At 41.5% G+C, this 13,327-nt stretch carries 13 protein-coding genes and 1 other RNA gene; 9 read left to right on the forward strand and 5 right to left on the reverse strand.

Annotated features, from left to right (window positions below; genetic code table 11):
- Nucleotides 1-10: 10 nt before the first annotated feature.
- The 5 genes from epd (at nucleotide 11) to C9J45_RS09235 (ending at nucleotide 5,682) form a co-directional block, all read left to right on the forward strand.
- Nucleotides 11-1,057 (forward strand): erythrose-4-phosphate dehydrogenase, encoded by a 1,047-nt coding sequence (gene epd, locus C9J45_RS09215; protein ID WP_107246368.1) that lies wholly within the window; start codon nucleotides 11-13, stop codon nucleotides 1,055-1,057.
- Between the two features lie 98 nt (nucleotides 1,058-1,155).
- A complete protein-coding gene (locus tag C9J45_RS09220; RefSeq protein WP_107206604.1) occupies nucleotides 1,156-2,319 on the forward strand; it encodes a phosphoglycerate kinase in 1,164 nt (387 codons plus the stop codon).
- 161 nt (nucleotides 2,320-2,480) lie between these two features.
- Nucleotides 2,481-3,557, forward strand: coding sequence for a class II fructose-bisphosphate aldolase (gene fbaA / locus C9J45_RS09225; RefSeq protein WP_105060950.1), 1,077 nt, complete (start codon nucleotides 2,481-2,483; stop codon nucleotides 3,555-3,557).
- 309 nt (nucleotides 3,558-3,866) lie between these two features.
- A complete protein-coding gene (gene mscS, locus C9J45_RS09230) occupies nucleotides 3,867-4,751 on the forward strand; it encodes a small-conductance mechanosensitive channel MscS (protein ID WP_107206605.1) in 885 nt (294 codons plus the stop codon).
- Nucleotides 4,752-4,968: 217 nt separating this feature from the next.
- On the forward strand, nucleotides 4,969-5,682 hold the full coding sequence (locus C9J45_RS09235; protein WP_107206606.1) for an oxidative stress defense protein: 714 nt from the start codon (nucleotides 4,969-4,971) through the stop codon (nucleotides 5,680-5,682).
- A gap of 75 nt (nucleotides 5,683-5,757) precedes the next feature.
- On the opposite strand, the gene serA is transcribed toward C9J45_RS09235, so the two are convergent.
- From serA to zapA, 5 genes are all read right to left on the reverse strand, one after another.
- The gene (serA, locus tag C9J45_RS09240; protein ID WP_107206607.1) at nucleotides 5,758-6,987 is read right to left on the reverse strand and encodes a phosphoglycerate dehydrogenase; all 1,230 of its coding nucleotides are present in this window, start codon (nucleotides 6,985-6,987) and stop codon (nucleotides 5,758-5,760) included.
- Nucleotides 6,988-7,275: 288 nt separating this feature from the next.
- On the reverse strand, nucleotides 7,276-7,935 hold the full coding sequence (rpiA, locus tag C9J45_RS09245; RefSeq protein ID WP_005371376.1) for a ribose-5-phosphate isomerase RpiA: 660 nt from the start codon (nucleotides 7,933-7,935) through the stop codon (nucleotides 7,276-7,278).
- A gap of 217 nt (nucleotides 7,936-8,152) precedes the next feature.
- A complete protein-coding gene (locus C9J45_RS09250; RefSeq protein WP_107206608.1) occupies nucleotides 8,153-8,749 on the reverse strand; it encodes a 5-formyltetrahydrofolate cyclo-ligase in 597 nt (198 codons plus the stop codon).
- 72 nt (nucleotides 8,750-8,821) lie between these two features.
- A non-coding RNA gene (ssrS, locus tag C9J45_RS09255) (6S RNA) lies at nucleotides 8,822-9,003 on the reverse strand.
- Between the two features lie 7 nt (nucleotides 9,004-9,010).
- On the reverse strand, nucleotides 9,011-9,313 hold the full coding sequence (zapA, locus tag C9J45_RS09260) for a cell division protein ZapA (protein ID WP_107206609.1): 303 nt from the start codon (nucleotides 9,311-9,313) through the stop codon (nucleotides 9,011-9,013).
- Nucleotides 9,314-9,703: 390 nt separating this feature from the next.
- Between zapA and C9J45_RS09265 the strand changes: the two genes are divergently transcribed.
- From C9J45_RS09265 to gcvH, 4 genes are all read left to right on the forward strand, one after another.
- The gene (locus C9J45_RS09265) at nucleotides 9,704-10,282 is read left to right on the forward strand and encodes a YecA family protein (protein ID WP_107206610.1); all 579 of its coding nucleotides are present in this window, start codon (nucleotides 9,704-9,706) and stop codon (nucleotides 10,280-10,282) included.
- 25 nt (nucleotides 10,283-10,307) lie between these two features.
- A complete protein-coding gene (gene ubiH / locus C9J45_RS09270; RefSeq protein ID WP_107206611.1) occupies nucleotides 10,308-11,495 on the forward strand; it encodes a 2-octaprenyl-6-methoxyphenyl hydroxylase in 1,188 nt (395 codons plus the stop codon).
- A 2-nt stretch (nucleotides 11,496-11,497) separates the two neighbouring features.
- A complete protein-coding gene (locus C9J45_RS09275; RefSeq protein ID WP_199187041.1) occupies nucleotides 11,498-12,712 on the forward strand; it encodes an FAD-dependent 2-octaprenylphenol hydroxylase in 1,215 nt (404 codons plus the stop codon).
- Nucleotides 12,713-12,897: 185 nt separating this feature from the next.
- Nucleotides 12,898-13,296 carry a glycine cleavage system protein GcvH gene (gene gcvH / locus C9J45_RS09280; protein ID WP_107246374.1) on the forward strand — a complete coding sequence of 133 codons (399 nt, stop codon included), beginning with the start codon at nucleotides 12,898-12,900 and terminating at the stop codon, nucleotides 13,294-13,296.
- Nucleotides 13,297-13,327 lie beyond the last annotated feature (31 nt).

Genomic DNA, 13,327 nt, shown 5'->3' on the forward strand with positions numbered 1-13,327 from the left:
TAGCACGGATATGACACTAAAAGTCGCAATAAATGGATTCGGTCGCATTGGTCGCAGTGTGCTTCGCGCATTGTATGAAAGCGACAAACATCATCAGATTAACGTCGTGGCTGTTAACGAATTAGCAGAGCTGGAAGCAATGGCTCATCTACTTCAATACGATTCTAGCCATGGGCGTTTCAAAAATCCTGTCAGTCATGATCAGGAGCATCTTCTTATTGCCCATAAAAATGGTCGCCAAGATCAAATTCGTATCCTCCACCAACCTGATCTAAAATTATTGCCTTGGCATGATCTTGATGTCGATATTGTTTTAGATTGTACCGGTAAGTTTGGTTCTCGTGATGACGGTTTAGCGCATATCGCATCAGGCGCTAAAAAAGTATTATTTTCCCATCCTGCTAGCAAAGATATTGATTGCACCGTTATCTATGGTGTTAATCATCAACAATTAACATCTCAGCACCGCATTGTTTCCAATGGTTCATGTACGACCAACTGTATTGTCCCCATTATTAAAATCTTAGATGATCAGTTTGGTATTGAATCAGGCACTATTACGACCATTCATTCCGCTATGAATGATCAACAAGTCATTGATGCTTATCATCCTGATTTACGCCGAACGCGCGCAGCAAGTCAGTCAATTATTCCTGTTGATACTAAGCTACACCTTGGAATTGGTCGTATATTTCCGAAGTTTTCCGACAAATTTGAAGCGATTTCTGTGAGAGTGCCCACAATAAATGTCACTGCTATGGATTTGAGTGTCACAGTTAAAACAAATGTGAAAGTTAATGACGTAAATCAATCATTAAAAAATACGTCTCGTTGTACATTAAGTGGTATTGTGGATTACACAGAAGCGCCTTTAGTGTCGATTGACTTTAATCACGATCCCCATAGTGCAATCGTTGATGGCAGCCAAACTAGGGTAAGCAACCAGCATTTAATTAAATTGTTGGTGTGGTGTGACAATGAATGGGGCTTTGCTAATCGTATGTTGGATACAGCGTTAGCAATGCATGCAACCGAAAATACGGATGCTGAAAAGTAAAATAGTAAGAATTACTGGGCTTGGCGTTGGAACATTAATGACGACAGGCTGTCAATTTTATGAACTTTTATTTTTAATAATGTTTGAGAGGACAAAACATGTCTGTAATCAAGATGACTGATCTGGATCTAGCTGGTAAGCGTGTATTTATTCGTGCTGACCTAAATGTGCCAGTAAAAGACGGTAAAGTAACTTCAGATGCACGTATCATTGCATCTCTACCTACAATTAAGCGTTGCCTAGAAGCAGGCGCTAAAGTAATGGTTACTTCTCACCTAGGTCGTCCAACGGAAGGCGAATACGCAGAAGAATTCTCTCTACAGCCTGTAGTTAACTACTTAAACGACGCACTAGATTGTGACGTTAAATTAGCAAAAGATTACCTAAATGGTCTTGAGCTAAATGCAGGCGAGCTTGTTGTTCTTGAGAACGTACGTTTCAACAAGGGCGAGAAGAAAAACGAAGACGAACTATCTAAGCAATACGCTGCACTTTGTGACGTATTCGTGATGGATGCATTTGGTACCGCTCACCGTGCACAAGCATCAACTTACGGTGTGGGTATGTTTGCACCAGTTGCATGTGCTGGCCCTTTACTAGCAGGCGAGCTAGAAGCATTAGGCAAAGCAATGGACAACCCAGCGCGTCCAATGGTTGCTATTGTTGGTGGTTCAAAAGTATCAACTAAGCTAACTGTACTTGAGTCACTATCTAAAATTGCTGACCAAATTGTTGTTGGTGGTGGTATTGCTAACACATTCATCGCGGCTGAAGGCAACGATGTAGGTAAGTCTCTATACGAAGCTGACCTAATCCCAACGGCTAAAGCGCTAATGGCAAGCACTGACATCCCAGTAGCAACGGATGTTGTATGTGCTAAAGAGTTCTCTGACACCGCTGAAGCAACAGTTAAATCAGCATCAGACATCGCAGCTGACGACATGGTTCTTGACCTAGGTCCTGATTCAGCACAAGCGCTTGCTGACATCATCATGAATGCGAAAACGATTCTTTGGAATGGCCCTGTAGGCGTATTCGAAATCGAGCAATTTGGTAAAGGTACCGAAGTTGTTGCGAATGCAATCGCAGAGTCTGCAGGTTTCTCTGTAGCGGGTGGTGGTGACACACTAGCGGCTATCGATAAGTACGGCATCAAAGATAAAGTATCTTACATCTCAACAGGTGGCGGTGCGTTCCTTGAGTTCGTTGAAGGTAAGAAATTACCAGCAGTTGAAATGCTAGAGTCTCGCGCTAAAGCATAATTATTTTGGGCGTGGGAGCCGAATTTACGCTAAATATGAGTGTTGCTTCCACGTTTAAATGTTTGTGATAGCTATCAACTTTCAGTAGAATAGCAAGCAATCGCAAACGTTTGCACAAGAATTTTTCCACAGACAACAAAGTAAATAATAGGACTATTGTTATGTCTAAGATCTTTGATTTTGTAAAACCTGGTGTTATTTCTGGCGACGACGTTCAGAAAGTATTCGCAGTAGCTAAAGAAAACAACTTCGCACTTCCAGCTGTTAACTGTATCGGTACAGATTCTGTTAACGCTGTACTAGAAGCGGCAGCTAAAGTTAAGTCTCCAGTTATCGTTCAGTTCTCTAACGGCGGTGCTGCATTCTTTGGCGGTAAAGGTCTTAAACTAGAAGGTCAAGGTCCACAAATCCTTGGCGCTATCGCTGGTGCTAAATATGTTCACGCTGTTGCTGAGTCTTACGGTGTTCCTGTAATTCTTCACACTGACCACGCTGCTAAGAAACTGCTTCCTTGGATCGACGGTCTACTAGACGCGGGTGAAGAGTTCTTCGCTCAAACTGGTAAGCCTCTATTCTCTTCTCACATGATCGACCTTTCTGAAGAGTCGCTAGAAGAGAACATCGAAATCTCAGCTAAGTACCTTGCGCGTATGGCTAAGATGGACATGACACTAGAAATCGAACTAGGTTGTACTGGTGGTGAAGAAGACGGCGTTGATAACTCTCACATGGACGCATCTGAGCTTTACACTTCTCCAGAAGACGTTGCATATGCATACGAGAAACTAAGCGCTGTTAGCCCACGTTTCACTATCGCTGCTTCTTTCGGTAACGTACACGGTGTTTACCAAGCAGGTAATGTTGTATTAACTCCAACTATCCTACGTGATTCTCAAGCATACGTTTCAGAGAAGTTTGGTCTTCCAACTAACTCTCTAGATTTCGTATTCCACGGTGGTTCAGGTTCTTCTGAAGCTGAAATCCAAGAGTCTATCGGTTACGGTGTTATCAAAATGAACATCGATACAGATACACAGTGGGCTTGTTGGGATGGTATTCGTCGCTACGAAGCTGAAAACCACGATTACCTACAAGGTCAAATCGGTAACCCAACTGGTGAATCAGCGCCTAACAAGAAATACTACGATCCACGCGTATGGCTACGTGCAGGTCAAGTATCAATGGTTGAGCGTCTAGAAAAAGCTTTCGCTGATCTAAACGCAGTTGATGTTCTTTAATCGAACTTCAGCTATATAAAAAGTGAAAAGCCCGCTTTTGGCGGGCTTTTTTTTTGTATTTCATAATGGATTGTACTTAAATTGTTGTTTAGTGATATTTAAGTTAATTTATGTAAACATCATTTTTTTTAGTAGCTATTTACTAATAAAAACAGGAATAATTGGTATCAATATTCCGTAGTGTGTTTTTTCGCGATGAGATAGACAAACGGAAAGACAGTTCTAATGGCGTAACTCCTAGAATAATCACGCTATCTACGACTTACGCTATAGATTTATTTTAAGTAAACATAAGAGAGAGCACTTCAAATGACTGAGAGCGTTACAGACAAGGTTGTCGAAAAAATTTCTGATAACACATTAACTAATGGTGTGTTACACGCTGGAAACTGGCTGAGTAATAACCAGGATCTTTTGATCCAATACGCAGTAAATCTTGTATCAGCACTGCTAATCCTGTTTGTCGGCAATATGATCGTAAAAGCCGTTGCTGGCGCAGTTGCTAAAGTATTACGTAAAAAAGATATGGATAACGCGGTTGTTGAATTTATTCACGGCTTAGTTCGTTATCTACTATTTGTTATCGTATTAATTGCTGCACTAAGCCGTATTGGCGTTCAAACTGCTTCAGTGGTAGCAGTGATCGGTGCCGCGGGTCTTGCGGTTGGTCTTGCTCTTCAAGGCTCTCTATCGAACTTTGCTGCAGGTGTTCTGATTGTTGCTTTCCGTCCATTCAAATCTGGCGACTTCGTAGAAGTAGCCGGTGTGTCTGGTGCTGTAGAATCTATCCAGATTTTCTCTACTGAGCTACGTACGCCTGACAACAAAACAGTAGTCGTACCAAACTCATCTATCATTGGTAACCCAATTACAAACTATTCTCGTAATGCGACACGTCGTATTGATCTTGTCATTGGTGTTTCTTACAGCGCTGATCTTCAAAAAACCAAAGAAGTACTTAAGCGTGTTGTAACTGCTGATGAGCGTGTTCTTAAAGATCCAGAGCCAACAATTGGTGTTGTTGCACTTGCTGACTCTTCAGTGAACTTTGTGGTACGTCCATGGGTTAATACGCCTGATTACTGGGCGGTATACTTCGATCTTAACCAAGCAATTAAAGAAGAGCTTGATAAAGAAGGTATCGAAATCCCATTCCCACAAATGGATGTTCACCTAAATAAAGTTGATGCTTAATTTATTTAAAGCATAACGAATAGAAATGGAGCCTAATTGGCTCCATTTTTTTATCTACAGAAAATAGAAATAGTCATTAATTAATCATAAAGGAACGATGTTCAAAATAAATAATCTAATAAGGGATAGATTTCATTTTTTTGGGGTCAAAGTTGATAGATTATTTATCTTATGACTACGATAAATAAAAATAACTCTTTGTTAGCGAGGATTGATAATGAAAAAACACCTATTAGCTATATTATTAAGTACCAGTGCACTTATCTCTACAGGCGCTGTTGCCGCTGATCTATCATTTCCTCATTTAGAAACAACAGGGCGCGGTGAAGTCGTGGTGAAGCCTGATATGGCAGTATTCTCTGTGGATGTGGTTGCGACACAACCAACAGCTTCAGGTGCAAAGCAAGCTGCAGATCAGGCTGTGACTAAGTTTATTGAGCGTTTAACCAAAGCGGGTGTTGAACGTAAAAATATTAATAGTGCCAATATTTCTCTTTCTGCACAGTACCGTTATCCGAAAGATCAAGCACCAGAGTTCACAGGCTTTAAAGCAACCCGTAATGTGGTTGTAACGGTATACAAATTAGAGAATCTTAATACTTACCTTGATGGTGCATTAGGTGATGGTATTAATCAGATCAACAACATTACGTTGAAAGTAAAAGATCAGAAGAAATACCAAGAAGAAGCACGCCAAGCTGCGATTACCAATGCCAAAGAAGTGGCTGCATCTTTAGCGAAAGGCTTTGGTGATAAAGTTGAAGGTGTATGGCAGATTGATTACAACACGGCTTCTCGTCCAATGCCGTATCGAATGGCTAATTATGTCGGTAGTGCGATGCAAGACTCCGCAGCGGTTAACCAAAGCTACAGTGAGAATAACATTGTTATCTCTGATAGTGTGAACGTGATTTTCAAGTTAGCCAAATAATCGTAATTGCTGTTAGTTGATGGAATAAAAAAGGAGAGCTGATGCTCTCCTTTTTACTATTTATTCACGCTGTAATTAGTGAAGAATACGCGCACGAATAGTACCTTCGATTGTTTTCAGTTTTGCTAGTGCTTCTTTTGAACGTTCAGTTTCAACATCAATGACGACATAACCAATTTCAGCGCCTGTTTGTAAGAACTGAGCAGCGATATTGATACCTTCTGAAGCAAAAATTGTTGTGATTTGGTTTAAAATACCTGGGCGGTTTTCGTGAATATGGAGTAGACGAGAACAACCACGGTGCTCAGGGAGTGATACCTCAGGGAAGCCAACAGCAGATAACGTTGAACCATTATCTGAGTATTTCACTAGTTTACCTGCCACTTCAATACCAATGTTTTCTTGTGCTTCTTGGGTTGAGCCTCCGATGTGAGGCGTCAAAATAACGTTATCAAATTGCAGTAGAGGGGATTCAAATGGGTCGTTATTGGTTTTCGGTTCAACAGGGAATACATCGATAGCTGCGCCTGCAATATGTTTGCTTTCTAACGCACTACAAAGCGCATCAATATCCACGACGGTACCACGTGCTGCGTTAATAAAGATAGAACCTGGCTTCATGCGTGCAAATTCTTCAGCACCCATAATGTTTTGTGTCTCTGGTGTTTCTGGTACGTGCAGTGAAATCACATCGGATTTATTTAAAAGCTCACTTAACGATGCGACTTGTGTTGCATTACCTAAGGTTAATTTACTTTCAATATCGTAAAAACAAACGCGCATTCCGAGGTTTTCAGCCAAGATACCAAGTTGAGTACCAATATGACCGTAGCCGATAATACCTAGGGTTTTACCACGCGCTTCAAATGAGTTGTCTGCAGATTTTATCCATTCGCCACGATGCGCTTTAGCGTTCTTTTCTGGAATGCCACGTAAAAGAAGAAGAAGTTCACCTAAAACAAGCTCAGCAACACTACGGGTATTTGAAAATGGTGCGTTGAAAACGGGGATACCGCGACGCATAGCTTCATCTAAATCAACTTGGTTAGTACCAATACAGAAACAACCAACAGCGGTAAGTTTTTTCGCTGCAGCAAAAACTTCAGGTGTTAATTGTGTACGAGAGCGAATACCAATGAAGTGGGCATCTTTTACCGCTTCTAGTAGCTCTTCACCAGCAAGTGATCCTTTGTGGTACTCAATGTTGGTGTAACCTGCTTGTTTTAGCACTTCTAGAGATGAAGGGTGTAGTCCTTCTAATAATAGAATTTTAATTTTATCTTTATTGAGTGAAACTTTGGCCATGGTTCTCATCCTTAAAAACGCAGCTAACTGAATGTAAAACAAAGAAATGTCAGGTGGTGAAATGTCTTCTTTACAGCCACAGTAGCGAAATGGTTAAACGTTTGCTAATAGCTTATTAATAAAGTATCAAAAAATAGCCACTATGGGTAAGAATATTACAAAAAAGATAATAAAAAACGGCATAAGCTAGAATTAGAATCAATAAGCTATGCCGTTTTGAAAGGAAATAACATTTATAATGGGATCAATAGCGTTTGATCATTTCGAATAAAACGCGATCATTGTATGTTATTTCTCGAATTTTTTTACACCGTCAGGTGAGCCAACCAATAATACATCTGCGCCACGGTGAGCAAATAGACCAACAGTTACAACACCGGGTAGGGCGTTGATCTTATCTTCCATTGCTTTAGGATCGGTGATCTTCATGTTATAGACATCAAGGATCATATTACCGTTATCAGTCACAACGCCTTCACGGTAAGCTGGATCGCCACCAAGTTTTACTAACTCACGGCCAATGAAAGAGCGCCCCATAGGGATCACTTCAACTGGAAGCGGGAATTGACCCAATACGTCAACTTGCTTGGTATCATCAACGATACAGATAAATTTTTTCGCAATTGCAGCCACGATTTTTTCACGAGTAAGCGCTGCACCGCCGCCTTTAATCATGTCGTAGTCTGCGTTAATTTCATCAGCACCATCGACATAAATATCAAGTGAAGCAACTTCATTTGCATCAAATACAGTAATGCCTAGTTGTTCAAGACGTTCAGTTGAAGCGACTGAACTTGAAACAGCACCTTTAATTTCTTCTTTGCGAGTTGCTAAGGCATCGATGAAGTGATTAACCGTAGAGCCAGTACCTACACCTACAATTGTTCCTTTCTGTACGTATTCAAGTGCTGCCCAACCTGCTGCTTTTTTCATTTCATCTTGTGTCATGCCATTCTCCTCGTTATGACTAATACGCCGAGTAAGCGTTGATGCTAATTATAACGAATTGGAAATCGTTCGTCAGTGCGATTATGAACAATCACAATGCAAAATAAGAAATAAAAACATAAGGTTATTTATAACAATTAGTTAGATTATCCATTTTCATTGAAACTAAAGTAAACGATTGCTTCAATAGGGGGATTTGATGCTCGCATTTGTATTGTTACCAACAATAGATCTTTGACGGGGTAATGATTTTAGGTAACGGCACATCCCATTGTTCACTTGGTAATTGTTCTACATGTTGGCAATCATGGGCTAGCCCTAGCGGGTAAGGGCCTTGTTTATGCTGATGCCACTGACTAAGAGTGCGATCATAGTAGCCCCCTCCCATACCTAAGCGTTGCCCGGAGTTATCAAAAGCCACCAATGGGGTGCAAATAATATCTAATTCATTCACAGGTTTGACTGCTCGCACATCGAGAACGGGCTCTGAAATTTGATAGCGATTTTTACGCATAGGGGTGTTAGAGGTGTAGTGAAGAAATAACAAGTGTCCTTTGCTAAAAGGATGCAACACTGGTAGATAAACAGATTTTCCGTTTTGCCATAACCAGTCGATAATGGGGTGAGTGCTGATTTCACCGTCATTGGTCAAATAAAGCGCAATATGTTGACTCGTCAGAAATTGTTGGCATTGCTTAATTTGTTTAAGTAATTGTAGGCTAGCGTGCCTTTGTTGTTCTGGAAGAAGTTGTTGTCGCTGTATGCGGATCTGTTGTCTGATTTTTTGTCGTGGGGTTACAAGCTGTGGTGTCATTTGGCTCAATCCTTGAGTTGGGATTTTGCTAAATTGTATGAATATGTTAATGAAATGGGAAGTAAAACAGAGGAGTTCCCCAAGGTGCCGTTGCGAAATAATGCCCTTGAACCAGACGTTCAAGGTGGATCGGCAACATTAACCGTAGGCTTCTCAGTCGAGCTGAGCATGCTCAATAGCTAATAAAAGCAGATCCTGGGTATTTGCTTATCGGCTCGGGGACGTTCATTCACTGACGCACACCCCAGGGTTAATTCATTATCAACGCTTTGGATAATTTTGCAATGCTTTATCTAATTTTTCTTCTAGTGCACTGATCTTATTGGATAAAACGCCAGCGCTTCCGTTATGTTCTAGTCGCTCTGCATGTAACTCGTTGCAGATGTTAAGCCCTGTAAAGAGTAACAGTTGCTCTACATTGGATACTTTAGTGCGCTCTGACATATCTTTCAAGCGTTGGTCAAAATCAGAAGCGGCAGCACGAAGTGCATCCTCTTGACCAGTTGGGCAATTAACTTTGATGTTTCTGCCGAATACTTGAATTTCTACAGCCTGAGTACTCATAAATCTTCGGTTTGCTCCATGCCTAATGGGTATTCATTCCGCTTTTGCTTGTCGCCAAATCATAGGAAAAGCGGTTACAACATGCAAGCGGCTATACTTCACTTTGTGCTCAATAGCTTCTAACTAAACAGATATTAATCACACCAAATTGATGGGTGGTTAACTATTGAACGTTATGCTCGGCGTTATGATTTGCCGAACAGAGCTTAAGTGTTAGCATAACACAGGCGGTTACTGACCCATTGTTATTTCTGCTTTAGAAATTCAGTAAAAATGTAATTATTGGTGTTTGCTTGATTTGAATTATTTAAATCAAGTGGATATAGCAATGTGAAAGTAACAATAGAGCGCTTTGTTCGTTGTTTGATCTAAAAATAAAGGTAATAAACCATGAGTGAAATAACCCTACCTACATACCAAGCTGTTGAATCTGCCTTAAAAGAGCAAGGGCTTGCAGCGGCACCTGCTGAATTACATGGTTTATTAAGTGGCATGATTTGCGGTGGTTTAGCGATTGATGATGAAAGCTGGGTTGGACCTGTTAGTGATTATGCCAACGAAGGTGAGCCATTAACCGACGGCGCTAAAATAATGATCCGCTCTTTGTTTACGACAACAGCTAATGAGCTGTTTAGTGGTGGCTTTGAGTTTTCATTACTGATGCCAGATGATGATGAGCCATTAATGATGCGGGCAGATGCATTAACGGAATGGGTTACTAGCTTTATTTCTGGTTTAGGACTGATGGATCTCCAAAAGAACCAATTATCTGAAGCTGTCACTGAAGCTTTAGCTGATCTTCAAGAGATCGCTCAGTTAGGTATTGATGAAGATGACGATATAGAAGAACAAGCAGCCTTATTTGAACAAGTTGTTGAGCATGTTCGTATGTGTGTATTGAGTTGTCACTCTGAATTAGGTCAGCGTCCGGTTGCTGAAGATACAGAGGAAAAACCAACGTTACACTAAACGTTGTTTTGTGAAGGGATAAATAGTGAAGCACTATGATGTTGTAATTGCTGGTGGTGCAATGGCAGGAGCGAGTCTTGCTATCGCATTAGATGTATTGAGTCGTCACTCATTACGTGTTGCAGTGGTTGAAGCTGTGATGCCTGAGTTTGATACTCATCCGGGTTATGATGCAAGAAGTATCGCGTTATCGTATGGCACGACCCGTTTACTGGATAACATTGGTATGTGGTCAGCCTTGCGTGATGTTGCAACACCGATAAACGATATTCATGTTTCAGATCGTGGTCATGCAGGCATGGTCCGAATTTCATCACAAGAGCAGGCGGTTGATGCGCTAGGTTATGTGATTGAACTTGCAGATGCTGGTGAAGTTTTTCATCATAAACTGCAGCAGCTAGAAAATGTTGATCTATATTGTCCTGCCAGTGTTAAGCAAATTGAGCGCAGCGTAGATAACGCAACTATTGAGCTTGATAACGGTGAACGCATACAGGCGTCATTGCTGGTGGCTGCTGATGGGGCTATTTCTCATTGCTGTCAGTTGGTGAAGCTTGGTCGCTCAGACTATGATTTTGAACAAACTGCTATTATTGCCAATATTACAACCTCTGAGCCTCATTATAATCAAGCATTTGAACGCTTTACAGAACATGGTCCGGTTGCCTTACTGCCAATGTCTCAAGGGCGAAGCTCTTTAGTATGGTGTGTACCACCAGAGCAACAACAAGTGATCATGGATTTATCTGACGCAGAATTTCTTGCCAAGTTGCAACACGCGTTTGGGTGGCGTTTAGGTGCGTTAGTCCAAACGGGTAAACGCTCATGCTATCCATTGTTACTTCGTCAATCAAACTCGCTTGTATCGCATCGTTTTGCTGTGATTGGTAATGCGGCACAAACATTACATCCTATCGCAGGACAAGGATTTAACCTCGGTATTCGAGATGTAGTGACACTTGCAGAAGAGATCGTTTCAGGTCGTCAACAGGGTAACGATATAGGTTTACCTGAGGTGTTAGGGCGTTATCGTGAACGCCGTATGCCTGATCGTCAAAATACCATTATGATGACAACAGGATTGGTAAACTTATTTGCTAATGATAATCCATTGCTGACAGCTGGACGAAATATCGGTTTGGTTACAATGAATCTTTCAAACACATTAAAAGCACCGCTATTGCGTCGTGCTATGGGACAGGTAGAACGATAGCTATGATGCAAAGTGTTGATGTCGCGATTATTGGCGGCGGAATGGTGGGGTTAACGTTAGCGGCAGCATTGGCTGAAACTGAACTTCGAGTTGCCGTTATTGAAGGACATTTACCCGATCCTCAATTGCAGTCATTACCTGATTTACGTGTATCGGCATTAAGCCGTGCCAGTGAACGTATTTTCCGTCGCTTAGGCGTATGGGAAGGGATTGCAAGTCGTCGTATGAGCCCATATTCGGAAATGACGGTATGGGAGCAAGATAGCTTTGCTCAAATCCATTTTGATGCACAGCGATTAGCGCAGCCTGATCTGGGGCATATTGTTGAAAATCGAGTTATTCAGCTTGCCTTATTAGATCGTGTAAAGCAGCTTAGTAATGTGACTTTATTAGCGCCAGAGCGCTGTGAAAACATCGCGTTTGGTGAATCAGAAGCCTGGCTAACATTAGCCTCTGGTAAACATCTGACGGCGAAGTTGGTTGTTGGTGCTGATGGGGCAAACTCTTGGGTACGTCAGCAACTCGATATTCCATTAACCCATTGGGACTATGGTCATAGTGCCATTGTGGCCAATATTCGTAGCCAAGAGCCACACATGAAAGTGGCACGACAAATTTTTCGGCCACAAGGGCCGTTAGCCTTTTTACCGTTATCTGAACCTGATTTATGCTCTATTGTGTGGTCTGTACCGCCAGAAGAAGCTAAACAATTATGTGATATGTCGGATGAGTTGTTTAATCAGCATCTAACGACTGCATTTGATAATCGCTTAGGTTTATGTCGCGTCGAAGGTGAGCGTCAAGCATTTCCACTGCGTATGCGTTATGCGCGTGATTTCGTTCGTGAACGGGTCGCGTTAGTCGGTGATGCTGCACATACTATTCACCCCTTGGCTGGACAGGGAGTAAACCTTGGTTTGCTTGATGCAGCGGCTTTGGCACAAGAGCTAAAAGCATTATGGCTAGCAGATAAAGACATTGGTAAACAGGCGCATTTACGTCAATATGAACGTTGGCGTAAGGCTGAAGCGGCGAAGATGATCACTGCGATGCAAGGGTTTAAAGATCTGTTTTCAGGTTCAAATCCAGCGAAAAAACTATTCCGTGACATCGGCATGTTAGTAGCAGATAAAGCACCAGGTGTGAAAGACGAGTTTATGCGTAAAGCGTTAGGTTTGAGTGGTGAATTACCAGAGCTTGCTCGCTACGAAAAATAACATGCGTGTTACTGAATGTTGAAAAAGTCACCTGATGGTGACTTTTTTGTTTTTCGTGACTAACAAAATGGATTTTTTCACCTACAGTAAATATCAGAGATAAATAATGTGCGTTAATTTATATAGATCTGACATGGTGACAGTAGTGTTTTAACGATTCCCGCTACTTTTATAAGGATGTGAAAATGAGTTACGTTCCTCTTGAATTACAATATACCCATAGCCATGAATGGATTCGTTCTGAAGGTGATGGGATTTATACTATTGGTATTACCGACCATGCTCAATCATTGCTTGGGGATATGGTTTATATTGAATTACCTGACATTGAATCGTCCACAGATGTGGGGGAAGAGTGTGCGATGGCTGAATCGGTAAAAGCGTCCTCAGATATTTATGCCCCCTTGTCTGGTGTTGTGATTGCTATTAACGATGAATTAGATTCGGCGCCAGAGCTCGTCAATAGTGATCCTTATGGTGACGGTTGGTTATTTCAGATTAGGGTGAATGATGATAACGAACTGAATGATTTATTAATGGCGGAAGACTACGCCACCATTATTGTTGAAGATGAAGAGCTGTAAGATCAAAAAAGCCCATTTTGATATGGGCTTT

The sequence above is a fragment of the Photobacterium sp. GB-1 genome (assembly GCF_003026165.1).
Taxonomy (GTDB): Bacteria; Pseudomonadota; Gammaproteobacteria; order Enterobacterales; family Vibrionaceae; genus Photobacterium.